Annotated in this window: 12 protein-coding genes; 6 read left to right on the plus strand and 6 right to left on the minus strand. The window is 71.2% G+C overall.

The window, feature by feature from the left end; all coding sequences use genetic code 11:
• Nucleotides 1–597: 597 nt before the first annotated feature.
• Nucleotides 598–1,083 carry a YflT domain-containing protein gene (locus FL583_RS28860; RefSeq protein WP_142708004.1) on the minus strand — a complete coding sequence of 162 codons (486 nt, stop codon included), beginning with the start codon at nucleotides 1,081–1,083 and terminating at the stop codon, nucleotides 598–600.
• Nucleotides 1,084–1,213: 130 nt separating this feature from the next.
• Here FL583_RS28860 and FL583_RS28865 point away from each other — a divergent pair, with 130 nt between their 5' ends.
• Nucleotides 1,214–2,614: a hypothetical protein gene (locus FL583_RS28865; RefSeq protein WP_142708005.1), complete on the plus strand. Its 1,401-nt coding sequence runs from the start codon at nucleotides 1,214–1,216 to the stop codon at nucleotides 2,612–2,614.
• Between the two features lie 84 nt (nucleotides 2,615–2,698).
• Here the strand turns inward: FL583_RS28865 and FL583_RS28870 are convergent, their stop codons facing one another.
• Entirely contained in the window at nucleotides 2,699–3,916 is a 1,218-nt protein-coding gene (locus FL583_RS28870) for a polysaccharide biosynthesis protein (RefSeq protein ID WP_142708006.1), read from the minus strand.
• A gap of 97 nt (nucleotides 3,917–4,013) precedes the next feature.
• On the opposite strand from FL583_RS28870, the gene FL583_RS28875 reads away from it, so the two are divergent.
• Complete coding sequence (locus tag FL583_RS28875; protein ID WP_142708007.1) at nucleotides 4,014–5,735, plus strand: MmpA family trehalose lipid delivery protein; 1,722 nt, start codon at nucleotides 4,014–4,016, stop codon at nucleotides 5,733–5,735.
• Nucleotides 5,736–5,841: 106 nt separating this feature from the next.
• On the plus strand, nucleotides 5,842–5,991 hold the full coding sequence (locus tag FL583_RS28880; protein ID WP_142708008.1) for a DUF2613 family protein: 150 nt from the start codon (nucleotides 5,842–5,844) through the stop codon (nucleotides 5,989–5,991).
• Between the two features lie 274 nt (nucleotides 5,992–6,265).
• On the opposite strand, the gene FL583_RS28885 is transcribed toward FL583_RS28880, so the two are convergent.
• Entirely contained in the window at nucleotides 6,266–7,372 is a 1,107-nt protein-coding gene (locus FL583_RS28885; RefSeq protein WP_142708009.1) for a glycosyltransferase family 4 protein, read from the minus strand.
• A gap of 160 nt (nucleotides 7,373–7,532) precedes the next feature.
• On the opposite strand from FL583_RS28885, the gene FL583_RS28890 reads away from it, so the two are divergent.
• Both FL583_RS28890 and FL583_RS28895 read left to right on the plus strand, forming a co-directional pair.
• Entirely contained in the window at nucleotides 7,533–8,237 is a 705-nt protein-coding gene (locus tag FL583_RS28890) for a class I SAM-dependent methyltransferase (RefSeq protein ID WP_420843215.1), read from the plus strand.
• Entirely contained in the window at nucleotides 8,234–12,559 is a 4,326-nt protein-coding gene (locus FL583_RS28895; protein ID WP_170323918.1) for an alpha-(1->3)-arabinofuranosyltransferase, read from the plus strand. Before FL583_RS28890 ends, FL583_RS28895 begins: the two co-directional genes overlap by 4 nt.
• Nucleotides 12,560–12,574: 15 nt before the next feature.
• Here FL583_RS28895 and FL583_RS28900 read toward each other — a convergent pair whose 3' ends face one another.
• Nucleotides 12,575–14,074, minus strand: coding sequence for an acyltransferase family protein (locus tag FL583_RS28900; RefSeq protein WP_142708011.1), 1,500 nt, complete (start codon nucleotides 14,072–14,074; stop codon nucleotides 12,575–12,577).
• Nucleotides 14,071–15,975 (minus strand): cupin domain-containing protein, encoded by a 1,905-nt coding sequence (locus FL583_RS28905; RefSeq protein WP_142708012.1) that lies wholly within the window; start codon nucleotides 15,973–15,975, stop codon nucleotides 14,071–14,073. The genes FL583_RS28900 and FL583_RS28905 overlap by 4 nt, the downstream gene beginning before the upstream one ends.
• 250 nt (nucleotides 15,976–16,225) lie before the next feature.
• On the opposite strand from FL583_RS28905, the gene pgfA reads away from it, so the two are divergent.
• A complete protein-coding gene (pgfA, locus tag FL583_RS28910; RefSeq protein WP_170323919.1) occupies nucleotides 16,226–17,167 on the plus strand; it encodes a cell envelope lipid trafficking protein PgfA in 942 nt (313 codons plus the stop codon).
• Between the two features lie 77 nt (nucleotides 17,168–17,244).
• Here the strand turns inward: pgfA and FL583_RS28915 are convergent, their stop codons facing one another.
• On the minus strand, nucleotides 17,245–18,060 hold the full coding sequence (locus FL583_RS28915) for a class I SAM-dependent methyltransferase (protein ID WP_205752552.1): 816 nt from the start codon (nucleotides 18,058–18,060) through the stop codon (nucleotides 17,245–17,247).
• Nucleotides 18,061–18,181: the final 121 nt, after the last annotated feature.

An 18,181-nucleotide genomic window follows, 5' to 3' on the forward strand; every position in this document is an offset into this window, starting at 1 on the left:
GCAATGGCGCTGGGCAGGTCCGAGGCTGGGCCGGCACGCGGCAGGGCCGGAGCGGTCTGGGGGCGGGCTGGCCTTGAGCGGGTGGGGTGCTTCTGTTAAGCGCCGCAGCGCCGCAGCGCCGCAGCGCCGCAGCGCCGCAGCGCCGCAGCGCCGCAGCGCCGCAGCCCCGCAGCGCCGCAGCGCCGCAGCGCCGCAGCGCCGCAGCCCCGCAGCGCCGCAGCGCCGCGAGCGCTTCGGAGGGCGGTGGACCACTGAGGTGATTCGCTGCCGCAGGTCGGACTGTCGTCGGGCGCGTCGGCCGGTCTTGCAATAGGACCGGGATCGCGCCACTGAGCACACGGACTCCCACCCACGGCCCAGCCATCGCGAGGCGAACGTCAACTCGCGTGGCCGCCGCCGAGGGCTCAGCCGCCGACGGCGAGCGGTCGTCACCGACTTCGCGCCGCTGCACACAACGGCCGGCGCTCTATCGAGCCTCCACCGCCGTCACCAGGGGCAGGGCGCGTCTCGGCCGAGTGGGGGCATTCTGGCAGGTCACGGCCCGCCTCGACGCGCCCACTCGGCCTCGATGCACCCAGCCGACACAGGAAATCAGACTCAGCGCAAGCCCTCGAGAACCCGCTGCGCCTCATTCAGGTACGCGGTGCTCACGAGCACGTCATAACGCCCCGCCGCCAACGAACTGCGCGACGCGAAATCGCGCTGACCACCGGTGAGCGAGTGGGCAACCAGCCCGAACACCGCACCCCAGATCGCCCCGATGACGATCGCGGTCAGGATCAGCGCCACCCAACCACCGAAGCTGTTGTCGGTGAACAGCCCGAGCAGCAGACCGAAGAACAGGCCGAACCAGGCGCCCGAGCCCGCACCGGCGATCGCCGCCTTGCCGAACGTCATCCGGCCGATCACCTGCTCGACCAGCCGCAGGTCCGTGCCGATGATCGTCGTGTGCTCGACCGGGAACTTCTCGTCAGAGAGGTAGTCGACGGCCTTCTGCGCCGACAGGTAGTCGCCGTAGCTCGCGAGCAACGTCCGGTCGACGGCGTTGGTCGAGTCGGTCGGTGGGCCGACAGGAATGGTCATCACGGTCTCCAGGGCAGTGCTGACCAGCGCGGCGAGCACCGCGCTGCGTGACCACTTGTACCCTCACTCCACCGGCCGAATCGAATGTTTACTCCTCTGTGACCAGTGGGGCCGTGCCAGACTCACCGCCATGTTCTTACCCGCGGGTAAGTTGCTGACCGTCGCGGCGGTGCTCCTCCTGGCTCTTCCGGCCTGCGGTACCGACGACGAGGACCCGTCCGCGCCGACGTCGTTCCGGACCTGCGAGCGGGTCGCCTGCAGCGGAACGATCGACGGCGTCGAGTACCAGTTCCGGCTGCCCCGCGTCTGGAACGGCACCCTGCTGCTCTACTCGCACGAATATCGCCCGGCCGACCCGTTCCCGCCTGATTTCGCCCCCGGGCGCACCGACGCCCCGGTCGCCGGCGACGACCGCGCCGCCGATCGGCTGCTCGACGCGGGGTACGCGCTCGCCGGGTCGGCCTGGGAGAGCAACGGCTACGCGATCCGCGACGGAGTCCGGGCCGCCCAGCAGCTGTACGAGAAGTTCCGGAAGAACGTCGCCACGCCGGAGCGCGTCTACGTCTGGGGCGAGTCGCTCGGCGGCGTCGTCTCCGAGCTGCTGGCCGAGCGCGAACCCTGGGTCGACGGCGCGCTCCCGATGTGTTCCACGCTGGCCGGCACCAACCCGAATTTCGACCTGGCGCTCGACGTCGCCTTCGCGTTCAAGACCTTGCTGTACCCGCGGATGCGCTTGACCGGCTACCGCAGCTACGCGGAGGCCAGGGAGACCTGGCTCGAGGTGCGGCGGCGGGCTACCGCCGCCGTGTCCGGCGGTCCGGACCAGGTCGGACGGTTGATGTTGGTCAGCGCGCTGGGCAATCAGGTCTGGAAGTCCCGGACCCACGACGACGCGACGACCGCGTCCCGGACGTCGGCCGGTCTCGACATCCTGTTCGAGGTCATGGGGTTCGCGACGGTCGGCCGGTTCGACCTGGAGAGGCGGGTCGGCGGCAACCCGTCGACGAACGTCGGCGCGCGGTACGGGCAGCGGATCTCGGCCCAGGAGAGGCGGGAGATGGCATTCGTCGACCCGGGCGGGCTCGACGAGCACCTGGCCGAGCTGACGGCGGCGCCGCGGGTGGCCGCGGATCCGATCGCGCGGGCCCAGGCGCAGCGGCTCGGCGATCCGACCGGCGCGCTCCGGGTCCCGACGATCACGCTGCACACCGGTTACGACGCGACCGCGATCGTGCAGAACGAGACCGTGTTCGGGAACCGGGCGCTGCGGAGCGCCGGCCGGACCGGCGACCTGCTGCAGGTCTATACGACGCCGCCGGCCCGCTACTCGACCGCGCCGTACGGTGCCGGTCACTGCAACTTCACGACGGACGAGCGCGTGGGTGTCGTGTCGAACCTGGATCGCTGGGTCCGCACCGGCGACCGGCCGACCCTCACCGACCTGGCCGTAGCCATGAGGGGCACGTCCCCGTCCACCGGCTTCGACCCCCTCTTCACGCCGGGCCCGTGGCCGGCCGAACGAGAGCTCTGACCCCGACCCGGCCCTCCCGAAGATGGTGTGGCGCGGTGGGTTTGAGTCCGCGGTGGCCTACCCCCCCACCCCCAACAAACCCGCCTAAGAAACCGACGCCGGTACCGGCGCATCCGCTCGACTCCCGGACCTCGCCAACACCCCCGCCACCAGCACACTCCCGACCGCAATCCCCACCGCCACCACCGCCGTATGCGTCAACGAATACGGACGCCACGCCAACACCGCACCAACCTCCACCACCCCCGCCGCCCACAACGGCGACGCCACCCACCTCGACCCACCGGCGATCCGGGCCGTCAACAACAAATTCACCAACGCCCACCCGGCCCCGGCAGCCGCGAACAACCACGCCTCATCCGCCAGCCCGGAATACGACCCCTTACCCGCCACCGAGACCGCGAACCCGCCGAAGACCACGCACGCCCCCACCGCCACCAGCCCGACGAACCCCACGACGAGCATGCTCAGCGGCAACGCCCGGCGATGTCCCTGAGCCAGCCGGGGCAGCGCCACGACGCCGACGACCTGGGGCGCCCAGTACGCGGCATTGGTCAGGATGGCCCCAACCGCGTACTCCCCACTGACATCGGCCGGCAGCACCGCCCGGGCCAGCAGCAGATCGGCGTTCACCAGCGCCAGCATGGCCAGCATCGCGCTGCACGCCCCGAGCATCTCGCCGACCCGGGGCTCCCCGGCCGGCCCACCCCGGCGCACCGGCGCCGACAACCGGTACGCCACCGCGAGAGCCAGCACGCCCCCGATCGCGACGCCCAGCATCGTCGTGAACGCGCTCCGGCCGATCAACAGCCCGGCGAGCCCGCCCCCCGACCGTCCGAAGGCGACCACGCCGGTGAGCACGGCGAGACGTCCGAATCGTTCGGATCCCTGCAGTAACCCCAGGTGGATCCCGGCCGCGTTCAGCGGCCCGACCGCGGCCGCGAGCGCGAGCGCGGGCCAGAGGCCCGGCAGGTGCAGCACCGCGGTGATCACCGGCGACGCGAGGACCAGCACCGCGGACGTCGCAACCGACAGTCGCACCCCCAGCGCCACCAGACGCGACGGGTCGGTGTCGCCCTTCGCGGTGCGGACCGCGGCCGCGGTCTGCGTGCCGACCTGCAGCACGGTCGCGACCGTGAGCAGCGCGATCAGGGCCCCGAGAGCACCGTTCTCGCCCGCGTCGAGCAGCCAGTTGCCGGAGAGCCGCAGTCCGTACGCGAGCACGTTCGCGGCCATCGCGGCGGCCGCGACGAGCGCGGCCCCGGCGGCGAAACGAACGGTGCTCGGTTGCGGCGAGGTCATGTGGCTCCCTTGCACGGGGCGTCCGGATACGGTGAGGGTGCCCAGCCTAGCTACTGGCGGGTAAGTAGTGGGGTGACTGCGACAGGTCGGAGGGCGCGTGGCTCGCGGTCGTGCCGAGCACGTGCTCGCCGCGGTGCTGGCTCTGCTGATGCTGGCCCCGGTGTTGAGGCCCGGGTACGTGCTGGCCTACGACCAGGTCGCGACCCCCCGGGTGCCGTTCACCGCGGCCACGCTCGGGTGGGGGGACGGGCTCCCTCGCGCGGTTCCGCAGGACGCGGTCGTGGCGGCGCTGAGTCTCGCCGTGCCCGGGTGGGTGGTGCAGGTCGTCGCGGTGGTGGCGATCGTGTGGCTGGCCGTCGTGGGTGCGGCTCGGCTGGTGCCGAGCGATCGGGTGCTCGTGCGGCTGGTGGCGGGGGCCGCGTACGGATGGAACGCGTACGTCGCCGAGCGGCTCCTGATCGGACACTGGGGGTTGCTCCTCGGCTACGCGGCGCTGCCGTGGATCGTCCGGTCGGCCCTCGCGGCCCGCTCCGGGGCGCACCCGGCGCCGGTCGTCGCCTGGTCCGCGCTGGCCGCGCTCACCCCGACCGGCGGCCTGCTGGCCGCCATCACCGCCACCGCCGTCCTCTGCCGCCCCGTCGCCCATTCGGACGTCACCCGAGCCCCCGACGAGCCCCGGGCGGACGAGTACCGGGCGCGGCCCGGCTGGGCGTTGGCGGTGGTGGCCCTGAACGCGCCCTGGGTGATCGCGGGCGCGGTGGCGAAGGTCAGCGCGGTCTCCGACCCCGACGGGGTCCCGGCGTTCGCGGCCCGCGCCGAGAACTGGTCCGGGACGCTCGGCGCACTGCTCGGGCTGGGCGGGATCTGGAACGCCGAGACCGTTCCGGCCAGCCGCACGTCCGCGGCCGCCCCGCTGTTCACGCTGATCGTCCTCGCGGTCGCCGTCGTCGGGCTGCGCCCGCTCGCCGCCCGATGGGGCCGGGCCTCGTTCCTCACGGTCGCGGCCGTTGCCGCGGGTGGCTTCCTCATCGCTGCCGCGGGCGCGCTACCCGGCGGCCCGAGTTTCCTCGGCGCGGTCGTGGCGCACGTCCCGGGCTCCGGCCTGCTCCGCGACGGCCAGAAGTTCCTCGCCCCGTACGCGCTCCTGCTGGCGATCTGCTTCGCCCTCGGAACCGAGCGCCTCGTCCCGCATCGGGGCCGACTGCCGGCGGCCGTGCTCGCGCTCGCGCTCCTGTACCCCGTGCTCGTGCTTCCCGACCTGGCCTGGGGCGGGGCCGGACGCCTCTCCTCCGTTCACTACCCGGCCGACTGGGACCGCGCCGCCCGCGAGCTGCGACGCGATCCGCACGGGTCGCTCGTCGTGCTCCCGTTCTCGTCGTTCCGCGCGTTTCCCTGGAACGGCGACCGCACGGTGCTCGACCCCGCCCCGCGCTACTTCCCGGTCGACGTCGTCGTCGAGGACTCACTCACGGTCGGGCCGGACACGGTCTCCGGCGAGAGCCCCCGCGCCCGGGAGGTGGGCGACGCGCTCGCCGCGGGAAGATCCCTGGCCACCGCCCGGATCACCTGGGTCCTGGTCGAGCGCACCACGCCCGGTTCGGTCCCGCCGTCCGCCCTCGACGGTTTCCACCCGGTCGTGAACGGCCCCGAGCTGACGCTCTACCGCGCCGACTCAGCTCCCCGCGCCGACCAGCGCCCTGAAACGGTACGGAAGGTTTCGATCCTCACCGGTTACGGCATCGCGGTTGTCGTTCTGCTGGCGGCCTTGGCATCATGGGCGCTTGCTCGCCGCTCCCTGGTCAGCCCTCGCCCCGACTAGACGGGTCACCAAAACCGGTTTCCCGTCACGGCATTGGGTACAAGACTTCCCGAGCGCAGCTACTGCTTGGTAACGTCACCCCCGCGTCATATTGGAGGGAGCCGTAATGAGCTCGTTTCTCTCGATCATCGTCGCTGCCGTGATCGGCGTCGTACTTGCGGTGGCGACCACCATCGGGATCGTGAGCGTCACCAAGCAGTCGCCCGACAACACGCCGGCGGTGAGCAAGCCACTGGTGCAGTACGGGCACCGCTAAAGGGCGGCTGACCAGGAGCTTCACGAGTAAGGGTCGGCCCGGCTGTCGTCTCGCGACGATAGCCGGGCCGACCCTTTCCCATGCCCACGGTATGAATGAGTCACCGCGTTTTTGGTATGCCGATGACAATTCAGCGAAAGCTCATTCGTATTAGCTCCAACTCAAAGCAGAGAAATACCCGGTCCATTGCCCCCGGTGCACAATTGATGACGTAAAGTAATCGACAAAACGGGCACCTGGTACCGCGCGGTCCCAGTTCGCCCCAACCCGGCGATCAGCCGGTGATCTCGTCCACCAACGCCGCAAATCGCTTGCCGGTCTCGTCCCAGGTGAAACGTCCGGCGTGGGCACGGGCGGTCTCGCCCATCGCCGTCCGTAACGCGGGATCGGCGACGAGCCGAGCGCAGAGCGCGAGGAACTCCTCCTCGCTGTCGGCGAGGAAGCCGGTCTCGCCGTCGACGACCGACTCCGCAACGCCACCGGCGTTCCGGAAGGCGACGGCCGGGGTGCCGTGGGCCGCGGCCTCGATCACCGAGAGCCCCCACCCCTCCTTCAGCGAGGGGACCAGCATGGCCCACGACTCGGCGAGCAGACGCTGCTTCTCGCCCTCGTCGACGAACCCGGCGAACCGCACCCGGTCGCTGACCCCCAGCCGGGCCGCCTCCTCGCGTAACGGCTCCAGCCACCAGCCCTGACCGGCCACGACCAGGCGCACCCCGGGCAGCGCGGCGACGACCCGCAACGCCACCTCGACGCGCTTGTGCGGCACCAGCCGCCCCAGCACCAGCAGCGTCGGCTCGGCCGAGCGGGGCGCGAGCGCGCCCACCGCGGGTGGCGTCCCGTTGTGGATGATCGTGATCCGCTCGGGGTCGACCCCCAGGGAAGACAGCTCGTTCCGCGTCGACTCGGACACCGCCACGTACCGGCAGCCGCGGTGCACCCGCGGCGAGAGCCAGGACTCCACCCACCACCCGAACCGGGCCGCCAGCGGCCCGAGCACGACCCGCCACTGCTCCCGGTGCACGTGGTGCACGAGCAGGACGACCGGCCTCCGGGCGTACAGCCGGGACAGGAACGGCAGCCCGTTCTGGACGTCGATCACCATCGCCGGCCGCCCGAGCCGCCCGCGTAAGTACTCCCAGGCCGCCCGCGCGTACACGGTGTGCCGCCCGCCCCGGCGCACGATCCGGACGCCGTCCGGGGTCCGCTCTTCGGGCGCGCCGTGCGAGTGCGCAGCGCACATGATCGTCACCGCGTGGCCACGCCGAGCGAGCGAGGCCGCCACCTGTTCCGCGTACAGCTCGGAGCCGCCGCCCTCGGGATTGCGTAAATCCCGCCAGTTCAAAATGAGTACGGCGGGTAGAGCAGCGGTTTCCACCACGCGTCTCCCTACCAATCAGTAACCTTGCCGCGACACCGTACGACACTTGGCCCGTCCGGAGGGACGAATCGCGTTGATCGACGTTTCAGGGAGCTCGACCGGCATCGCGGCCGACGGGCGCCGACTGGTCGTGCCGCCGCCCGGTACGTTCCGTCGCTCGGTGGAGCTGTTCAAGGCGTTCCGGGTCGAACAGACCGACCCCGACTACTTCTACGGCATGCTCGCGGCCGACTCGGCGCGCCAGGTGAGCCAGTACACCGACCTCGACGGCAAGACGCTGCTCGACGTCGGCGGCGGCCCCGGCTACTTCGCCGACGCGTTCCGCCGGGCCGGCGCGAGCTACCTGGGAATCGACGCTGACCTGGGCGAACTCGCCGCACGCAGCGAACCGGGGCCGGGCACGGTGCTGGGTAGTGGCATGGCGCTGCCGATCCGCACCGGGTCGATCGACGTCTGCTACTCGTCGAACGTCCTGGAGCACGTCGACAAACCGGAACTCATGGCCGACGAGATGGTCCGAGTGACCAAACCGGACGGACTCGTCTATCTGTCGTACATGCTCTGGTGGGGCCCCTTCGGCGGACACGAGACCGCACCCTGGCATTACTTGGGCGGGCACTACGCGGCTCGCCGATACGCCCGCAAAGAGGGCCATCCACCGAAGAACGTGTTCGGTGAGAGCCTGTTCCGGATCACCGCGACGAGGATGATCCGCTGGGCAAAACAGCGTCGCTCCACCGGTAAGGTCGAGGTCCTCGATATCGTCCCGCGCTACCACCCCAACGGCGCCAAGTGGGTGGTCCACGTGCCTGGTGTACGGGAGATCGTGACCTGGAACCTCGTGCTCGTGTTGAGGGCTCGGTGACCGCCACCGCGCTCACCGACACGTCCGAAGAGCGCGTCCCGGACGCGCCGAAACCCCCTGCGCCGCCGACGGTCCGCCGGCTGCGGCTGATCGGTGTCGCGCTGGCCCTGGTCGTCCTCGCGTTCCTGCAGAAGCCCGGCGACATCGCCGCCGACACGAAGCTCGACCTCGTCGTCGACCCGATCGCGTTCCTCGGGCGCGCGCTGGGCCTGTGGGACCCGACCGGCTACGCCGGCCAGCTGCAGAACCAGGCCTACGGCTACCTGTTCCCGATGGGTCCGTTCTTCTCGCTCGGCAACCTGCTGCACGTCGACGCCTGGATGGTCCAGCGGCTCTGGTTCGCCGCGCTGCTGGTCGGCGCCTGGGGCGGTACCTACCGGCTGCTCAACGCGCTGCGGATCGGCACCCCGACGGTCCGGGTCATCGCCGCTCTGACCTACGCGCTCGCACCCCGGATGCTCACCGAGCTCGGCGGCGTCTCGGCCGAGGTGATCCCGTTCGCGGTCGCGCCCTGGGTATTGGCGCCGCTGGTGCTCGGCTCCCGCCGCGGCTCGCCGCGGCGCGCGGCCGCGGCGTCCGGCGTCGCGTTCCTGTTCGCCGGCGGCATCAACGCGGCCGCCGCGATCGCGATCCTCCCGCTGCCGGCCTGGTGGCTGCTGACCCGGGAGAAGGGCAAGCGCAAGAACGCGCTGATCCGGTGGTGGGTCCTGGCGATCGGCCTGGCCTCCCTCTGGTGGGTCGTCCCGCTCCTCGTCCTCGGCAAGTACAGCCCGCCGTTCCTGGACTGGATCGAGTCCAGCGCCTACACCACCTCCGCCACCGACTTCTTGGACGCGTTCCGCGGCACCACGCAGTGGGTCGCCCGGATCGCCGGACCGGACGGCCCCGAGTGGACGGCCGGGTGGGTGCTCCTCACCGCGCCGGCCGCGATCATCGCCACCGTGCTGGTGGCCGCCGTCGGCCTGATCGGCGCCGTCCAGCGCAGCAACCCGCACCGCCTGTTCCTCGGCGGCGGCCTGGTCATCGGGCTGGCGCTGATCACGTTCGGCCACACCGGGCCGGTCACCCCGCCGTGGGCGCCGTGGGCCCAGGACCTGCTCGACGGGCCGCTCAGCCCGTTCCGCAACATCCACAAGTTCGACCCGATCATCCGGCTGGTCCTCGCGGTGGGCCTGGCCCACCTGCTGGCCGCGATCCGTCCGCTGCGGGGCATCCAGCTGCGCGACCTCCCGGTCGCCGCGCTGCTCCGCATCGCGGTCGCGGCAACGCTGCTGGTCAGCGCCGTCCCGGCGTTCAGCGGCGACCTGGTCAACCGGTCCCGTCCGACCGAGTACCCGAACTACTGGGCCGAGGCCGCGGACTGGCTCGGCGACAACGCCGGCGAGAGCCGAGGTCTCGTCGTCCCCGGCGCGCCGTTCGGTCTCTACTACTGGGGACGCACCAACGACGACGTCCTCCAGCCGCTGGCGAAGAGCGGCTGGCTGGTCCGGGACGGCGTACCGCTCAGCTCGGCCGGCAACATCCGCCTGCTCGACGCGTTCGACCAGCTGCTCGCGGACGGGCAACCGTCGGCCGGGCTGGCCACCGCGCTGGCCGGCGCGGGCATCGGGTACGTCGTCGTCCGGAACGACCTGGACTGGCGGCGGGGCCGCGCCACGCGTCCGGAGTTGGTGCACGAGGCGCTCGACGGGTCACCCGGCCTGCGGAAGGTGAAGCAGTTCGGGCCGGAGCTGACCTCGGCCGGTGACCTGGTCGACCGGAAGCTCTACGACCCGAAGATCGCCGCGTACCCCGCGGTCGAGATCTACCAGGTCACCGACGTACCGGCGACGGTCCGGAGCGTGCCGCTGGACAACGTCCTGCGGATGGCCGGCGGGCCCGAGGCGACGCTGTCGCTGGCCGAGCAGGGCCTGGCCGTCGGCCGTCCGACCGTGCTCGAAGGCGACGACCAGGTGCTCGGCGACTCGGTCGGCACGCCGGTCGTCACCGACACGCTCCGACGGCGCGAGGTCAACTTCGGCGAGGTCAGACACAACGTCTCGGCCACGATGACGAAGGACGAGCCGTACGTCGCCAAGCGCTCCGCGTACGACTACCTCAACAGCGACGACCCGTCGCTGCTGACCGTCGCGCGGTACACCGGGGTCTCCGGCTTCAAGGCGTCGTCGTCCGGGTCCGACGTCGACGCAGCCGTGTCGCATGACGCCGCCCACGCGCCCTGGTTCGCGGTCGACGGCGACGAGGACAGCGCCTGGACGACCGGTACGCCGGGCGCGGTCGGGCAGTGGCTGGAGCTCGACTTCGACCACGACGTCGACCTGAGCCGGTTCACCCTGCAGTTCGACAGCGCGATCCAGCTCGGGCCGATGCCGACGCAGATCGACGTCACCACCGACCGCGGCACCCAGCGGGTCGCGGTGACGCCGGACGGGAAGCCGCAGAACGTCGCGGCCCCGCACGGCACCACCCGGAAGCTGCGGCTGACCGTGCGCGCGGTGAACGGCGACCCGGCGAAGGCCGGTGGCGTCGCGATCGCCGAGGTCACGGTGCCGGGCCTGGTGGCGAGCCGGACGCTGGTCACGCCGCCGGTCACCGGCACCGACCCGGCGATCGTCGTGTTCCGGGCCGCGACCAGCGGGCACGGAGACTGCCTGACCTACGACGACCGGCCGATCTGCCTGCCCGGCCTGTCGACGCCGGCCGAGGAGCCGACCGGGATCGACCGCACGTTCACGCTGCCCGCAGCGGCGTCGTACGCGGTCACGGTCACCGGCCTGCCGATCTCCGGCAACACGCTGGACTCGCTGCTCTCGCCGGGTTCCGGCGCGGCGATCGCGACCAGCGCCGACACCGGGTACAACGACCCCCGCACCCGGCCCCAGGCGGTGTTCGACGGCGATCCGAGCACGGTCTGGATCGCCAAGCCGGGAGTCCGGGCGCCGGGGTTGACCGTCTCCCTCCCGCAGCGCCGGACGATCACCGGCCTCGAGATGGACATCGAGCCGTCGTCGACCGTGGCGCCGCCGAGCTACGTGCAGATCGCGTCCAACGAGGGCGAGATCCAGGTCCGCCCGGTGGTGCCGAGCGGCAAGACCAACGCGGTGAAGCTGACCCGGCCGATGAGCGGGACGTCGTTCAGCGTCCGGATCCTCGAGACCGCGCCGGCGGCGACGACGAACGCGGCCAACGGGCTGCAGGAGCTGCTGCCGGGAGGCATCGGCGAGCTCCGGCTGACCGGAGCCGACGACCTCATCAAGCCGGTGCCGGCGAACAAGGTCGTCACGCTCGGCTGCGGCCAGGGACCGACGCTCGTGATCGACGGCCGTACTGTGCTGACCCGGGTGGTCGGCCCGGCGACGTCGGCCACCGCCGACGCCCAGGGGAACGGGGCCGAACAGCGCCCGCTGACCGTGGGTGACCTGCTGGAGGAGCGTCCGGTCAAGGTCGAGCCGTGCGCGTCGACCGACGTGGCCGGGGCCCAGGCCGCGAAGGAGACGGCGGCCGACCTCCAGCTCTCGGCCGGGGAACACCGGCTGCAGCTGCTCGGCAACGACGCGGTGCGGCCGGTCTCGGTGATGCTCGCGCCGCTCGGCGCGACCGGGATCCGGTCGACACAGCGCACCGCGGACGTCCGGAACTGGGGTTCGACGTCACGCAGCGTCGATCTCGGGCCGTCGGATCAGCCGAGCGTCCTGGTGGTGCCGGAGAACTTCAACAACGGCTGGGTCGCGCACCTGGGCGGCGAGAAGCTGGTGCCGATCCGGATCGACGGATGGCAGCAGGCCTGGATCGTCCCGGCCGGTGACGGCGGGACGGTCGAGCTCAGCTACCGGCCGAAGTGGATCTACTGGGGTGGTCTGGTCGCCGGCCTGCTGGCCGTGGTGCTGTTGCTGGCCCTGTGGCGGTCCGGACGTCCGACCGGGCGGACGACGCCGGCGACCGCGAAGGCCGGGTCGGCGGAGGCGCTGGCCCCGGTCGAGGCCGGCCGGTTGCCGCTGGCCCGGCGATTGCCGCTGCTGCTGCCCGCGGTCATCGGGGGTCTGCCCGGGCTGATCGGGACGATCGTGCTCTGGGTGGTCGTGCGGCGGCTGCGGTGGGGGAGCGTGCTGGTGCGGTGGCTTCCGCTCGGGGCGGCCGGTGCGCTGGTCGCAGCCGGGGTCATGGGCGCGGTGCGGCCGTACGCCGGTGATCACGAGCCGTGGGCCGACACCTGGTGGGTGCAGGGGCTGTGTCTGGTGGCGATCGTGATCGTCGCGGTGGTGGCGGTGCACCCGCCGTCGGCCGAGGACGCTCCGGAGCTCACCGAGGAAGACCGGAGCTGAGGCCCCCCGGGGCGGTCAGCCCCGGGGTGGCGGGATGCGGGGGATCCGTTCGGTGGTGCGCTCGGACTCCGGAACTCCGTCGGTGGGGATCGCGGTCTTCTGGGGGACCCAGGGGCCGAGCGTGACCGGCTGGTCGTAGTCCCAGGTGACCGGGTCCGGGGCCGGCGCCGGCGGGAGTGGCAGCTTCTTCGCGTCCGGCGGCGGCTCGGGGAACTCGGTGGCCGCCACCTCGGCCGGGGCCGCCGGCGTGGTCGTGGGGAGCGGCTCCGCGGGCGGCAGGGGGGCGCCGGCCGCGTCCGGGGCCTGGATGTCGGCCGCGCCCCGGCGGGTCCGCCGCCGGACGTAGTTCTGCGCCGGACGCTCGATCACCCGGTAACTGACCCACGCCGCTGCCACCGACGCGAGCACCGTCAACGGGAACAACGTGCTGAACCCGCCCCGGAACAGCTGCAGGTTCAGCGCGTCGATCAGCGAGAACATGATCACCAGGTGGAACAGGAAGACGCCGTAGCTGATCCGGCCCAGGAACAGCACCCGCTTGTCGGCGAGCACTGCCCGCAGCGGATGCGTGCGTGAGCCCGCCGGAGCCGGCGACACCAGCGGCAACAGCATGAAGAACGCGGTCGCCCCGTAGAGCAGGTGCTTGGCGATCCACTGCGACGTCGTCGCCGGGTCGAGCGTGTACGGCCCGGCCACCGGCGTCATCGACAGCGCGAACAGGATCCCGGCGATGATCCAGCAGCTCCCGGGAGCCGCGGTGAGGTCCTCGACCAGCTTGCGCAGCCGCGGCCAGGCTCCGGCCGACGCCGCCGACGGCAGACAGGCCAGGATCATCCCGAGCGCGAACCAGTCCAGGTACGCGGGCAGCCACTGCAGTGCCAGCTGCCTTTGCAGGGTGTCGCTCTGATGGATGATCAGGCCCCACAGCGGCCCGGCCGCGAGCAGGAGGCCGAGCGCGACAGTCTGCCGCTTCATGATCCGCTTCGGCCGCCTGCCCTTCAGCGACACCGCGGCGATCAGCGGCAGCACCAGGTAGAACGACATCTCGACGGACAGGCTCCAGATGTGCGTGAGCGCCTGGTGCGGGTTGTCGCCGAAGAAGATGTGGGTGAGCGTCGCGTACTCGATCCAGTCGGTCCACGTCGTCTTCTGGACGCCGAAGCCGACCTCGTGCTCCCACGGCCGGGTCAGCATCGTCACCGCGAGCAGGGCCCAGTAGGCCGGGAAGATCCGGGCGAATCGCCGCATCAGGAACGGCCTGGTCGCCGGCTTCGGACGTAGGTCGACCGCCGACTCGACGAACGGCCGGTAGAGCAGGAACCCCGACAGCAGGAAGAACAGCGTCACGCCGAAGTCGAGACGGGCCAGGAACGGCGCCCAGAAGCCGTCCACCGCCCGGCCGGTGTTGAACCCGGCGTGGGTGGCGACGACCGCGAACGCGGCCAGCGCCCGGACCCCGTCGAGCACGTCGAGGTGACCGCCCGCTTTCGCCTTCACCGGCGTCGCGGCCGTCACAGCGTCGGCTCCGGACGTCCGGCCTTCGCCACCAGGCAGAGCAGCGACGCCGGGTCGGTGCTGGTGACCACCACCCGGTCGAAGCCCTTGTTCGGCGTGCCGAGCAGCACCGACGTGTACGCGCCGGTCTTCAGCGTCACCTGGGAGAAGCGGCGGGGCGCGAACGTCTTCGGACCGTCGCCGAGCTTGAACGAGACGGTCGTCGGCGTCTGGGCCAGGTAGGTCAGCCGGAGGAACCCGTCCGGGTGGGGGATCTTCTTGTCCAGCATCACGGTCACCGTTTGGACTCCCCGCAGCGGGTGTGGGCAGAACACGCCGGGCTGGTCGACACTGGTGGCTTCCTCCACGAAGCGAGCCGGTAGCAGGTGGCCGCCCTGGTCGAACATCAGCATCGGCCCGGACACGTCGTCCCACCGTACGGCGGCGGGCAGATGCCGTTCGGTCGGGCGGAAGACGTCCGAGACGCGGCGGTTGCCGCTGATGAAGTTCGCGACGGCGGGAGAGACGTAGGTGTCGTAGACCGAGATCGGACCCTTGGCGGTGTTCCGGTCGAGGTCGCGGAGTGCGGTCGTCATGTAGTCCCGGATCGGGTTCTCGACCCAGCGCTTCTCGAACTCGCTGACCGTGACGCCGTAGCTGATCGCGTACGCGAGCACGGCCACGACCAGCCCGATCCCGATCGGCCCGGCGACCGGCACCGGCCCGGTTCTCGCCGCGGGTTCGACGTCGGCATTCGGCTCGGTCGGCTCACTCGGCGGGAGGGACGAGGGCCAGAGGCCGGAGCGGCCGCGGGCCGCGACCGCGGCCGGGTCGGGCACGACGACGAGCAGGAGCTCGGCGAGCACGAGCGCGATCGTGATCTCGGAGAGGTAGTGGAAGTTCCGGGCCAGGATCACGCCGACGAACTCGTAGCGGCCGGCCGCCAGCAGCACCGCGGTGCCGGCCAGCACGCTCGCCGGCAGCAGCCAGGCCCGCAGCGCCCACCAGCCGTTGCGCCGGACCGCGATCACGCACAGCGCCAGGGCCGTGACCTGCCCGGCGATGACCGCGATCGCACCCGGGGACGACGCGCTGTAGTACACGTTGTCGAGCGAGAACCACTGCCACGGCCCGCCGATCGCCGCCGGGGCCATCGAGCCGGTCCAGGCGTCCGAGAACAGGTCCCAGATCGCGCCGATCGACGGGGTCTCCCGGGACGACGCGTAGTCGCCGGTCACGAACACCGCGGCGAACGCGGCCATCGGCAGGAAGTAGACGACCCAGGCCGGCCAGGAGCGGAGCAGCGCGCGTAACCGGGCCCGCGGACCGCCGCTACTCAGGTAGAGGAACGTCAGCAACGGCGCCAGCCCCACGCTGAGCGCCGCCTTCTCCCAGAACACGACCGCGAGGAAGATGCCCAGCGCGCCGAACGCCGCGTACTTCAGCTGCCGGGTGGCCTCGTACCGGACGTGCATGACCAGCAGCAACAGGATGCCGATGTGCGTCGGCAGCAGGTTGACGCCGCTGGAGAGCGAGAGCAGCGAGGGCACCAGCAGCGGGCAGAACGCGTACAGGCCGACGCCGATCGCCGCCGTCCGGCCCGGACCGAACAGCTGGGCCAGCAGGTACGCCATGAGCAGGGTGGCGACGGTCTGCAGGACGATCCGAGCCAGCATCGTCGAGTCGTTGCCGTACGGGTCGAGGGACGCGCTGATCCAGTAGAACAGGCGCAGGCCCGGGGTCAGGTGGTCGTTGACCCGGAGCGTGAGGTAGTCCCACCCGAACGGATGCTTCGCCGCTTCCGCGGTCATGTCGATGTCGTCGAGGTAGAAGTATCCGGCGATGCCCAACGCACCGATGACGACGCCGTGGACGGCGGCGATCGCCCCGGCCACGAGCGCGTAGGGGTGGAGTGCTCGCATTCCACCGCTGTGCCGGCTCGGCTCGCCACGCGTGGGTGCCGCCGGCACATACGTCGTCATTTACTGCACACCGTCCTCGTCGACGTTCCCGACCTGGGGAGTTAATCGCGAAAAACTGCTCCGAGGTAACCATGGCGAATGCCTACCCGGTGAGTTTACTCACTGGTAACCTCTCCGGGATCGCTCGGGGAAAACAGCGTTGAAGTGCAGGTCTCCTGGGAGGAACCTCATGCGTCGTGTCGTGGGTGCCGTGGTTTTGGCACTCGGAACTTTTCTCGTGGTTGCGGCGATCCTGTTGCCCACCTACGTGGCGTCGAACTTGGTCAAGACACCGCTCGACCAGTACACGGTCAGCGTGGCCACCGCGGACAACGCGACGGTCTTCGACGTCCCCAGCCTGTCGGTGCAGGAGAACGTTCCGGTCGAGGCCACCCGCACGGTCCGCGCTGATCCCGAGAAGAGCACGGACGACGTCGTCGTCTTCGACGAGTTCCTGGTGCTCGAAGACAGCCGGAACAACAGCCAGATCACGTTCTCCAGCGACCGGGTCGGCCTCGACCGCCGCACCGCGGAGTCGCAGGACGGCTTCGACGCGGCAGTGGACGACGAGCCCACCCGGCACCAGGGCCTGGTCTACAAGTGGCCGTTCAACTCGGAGAAGAAGTCGTACCAGTACTTCGACACCACGACCCGCAAGCCGTACGAGGCGAAGTTCGTGGGCACCGAAGACATCAACGGGCTCGAGACGTACAAGTACCAGATGGAGATCCCGGCCACCCAGATCGGCGAGCTCGACGTGCCCGGTGAGCTGGTCGGAAGCACCGAGCCCGACGTGAACGCGCCGCGGTTCTACTCCAACACCCGGACGGTGTGGGTCGAGCCGAAGACCGGCATCATCATCAAGGGCCAGGAGAAGCAGAACCAGACGCTTCGGGACGCATCGGGCGCCGACAAGCTGACGCTGTTCTCCGGCACGCTCACGTTCGACGAGCAGACCGTCGACGAGGCGGTCAGCCTGGCCAAGGACACGATCTCGCAGATCAACCTCGTGTCCCGGGTGGCGCCGATCGTGCTCGGCATCCTCGGCGTGATCCTGATCGTCGTCGGGCTGTTCCTGGCCCTGCGCGGAGGCGGTAAATCGTCGTACCGCCCGGTGCAGCCGGCCGACAACCGAACCCCGGTCAGCTCTTAGGTACGGAGACGTACCGGCAGGGCTGACAAAACAGTGGCGGCCCCTCGCGCGAGGGGCCGCCACTGTTTTGTAGGGAATTAGTCTCTGCGGCAGACGTAAATCGCGGTGCCGGGTACGAGCGCGCCCCGGAGCGGGCTCCACTGCCCCCACACCTCCTGGTGACCTTCCGGCCACTCCGGCTCGATCAGGTCCACGAGCTCGAAGCCGGCGCCCACCAGCTCCCGGACCCGGTCGCCGAGCGTCCGGTGGTGCTCCACGTACGTCGCCCGCCCGTCGTCGTCGAACTCGGCGTAGGGCGTCCGATCGAAGTAGGAGTGGTAGACGGTCAGGCCCTCCGGGCCCGGGTCGTCGGGGAAGGCCCAGCGCAGCGGGTGCGTGGTGGCGAACACCCAGCGCCCACCGGGCCGCAGGACGCGGTGGACCTCACGCATCACCGCGGCCGAGTCGTCGACGAACGGGACCGCGCCGAACGCCGAGCAGGCGAGATCGAAGCGGGCGTCGGGGAACGGGAGCTCGGTCGCGTCCGCGAGGACCAGCGGGACGTCGACGCCGGACCGGGCGTTCGCGGCCCGGGCCTGGCGCAGCATCCCGGCCGAGAGGTCGAGCCCGACCGGCCGGGCGCCCTGGGTGGCCAGCCACCGCGAGCAGGACGCGGCCCCGCAGCCGACCTCGAGCACGTCCCGGCCGTCGACCGGACCGAGCAGCCCGGCCTCGGACTCGACCAGGCCCTCCGGGCACCAGCGGAACCGGACGTCGCCGAGGAACTCGCCGTGGGTGGCCTGGTAGTCGTCGGCGTCGGCGTCCCACCAGAGCCGGCTGGCCGACCGGCTCTCGGCCGGCCCGACCGGGCGGTGGACGATCCCGGTGGTGCCCAGCGCCTGGACGGCGCTCACGTGCCCGTCGCTGAACCCGTCGCCGCCGGGGTCCGTATCCGAAGTGTTCTGCACGGTGTCAGTCTGCTGATTCGACGCGCCGCGTCGAATCGGGGGCGCCCACCATGACCGGAATTCCGGT

The sequence above is a fragment of the Cryptosporangium phraense genome (genome assembly GCF_006912135.1).
In the GTDB taxonomy this organism is placed as follows: domain Bacteria; phylum Actinomycetota; class Actinomycetes; order Mycobacteriales; family Cryptosporangiaceae; genus Cryptosporangium; species Cryptosporangium phraense.

What these genes read in the sequence shown, in the direction of transcription:
- FL583_RS28860 (WP_142708004.1), bottom strand. Translation starts at nt 1,083, where the DNA reads ATGACCATTCCTGTCGGCCCACCGACCGACTCGACCAACGCCGTCGAC.
- FL583_RS28865 (WP_142708005.1), top strand. Translation starts at nt 1,214, where the DNA reads ATGTTCTTACCCGCGGGTAAGTTGCTGACCGTCGCGGCGGTGCTCCTC.
- FL583_RS28870 (WP_142708006.1), bottom strand. Translation starts at nt 3,916, where the DNA reads ATGACCTCGCCGCAACCGAGCACCGTTCGTTTCGCCGCCGGGGCCGCG.
- FL583_RS28880 (WP_142708008.1), top strand. Translation starts at nt 5,842, where the DNA reads ATGAGCTCGTTTCTCTCGATCATCGTCGCTGCCGTGATCGGCGTCGTA.
- FL583_RS28905 (WP_142708012.1), bottom strand. Translation starts at nt 15,975, where the DNA reads ATGCGAGCACTCCACCCCTACGCGCTCGTGGCCGGGGCGATCGCCGCC.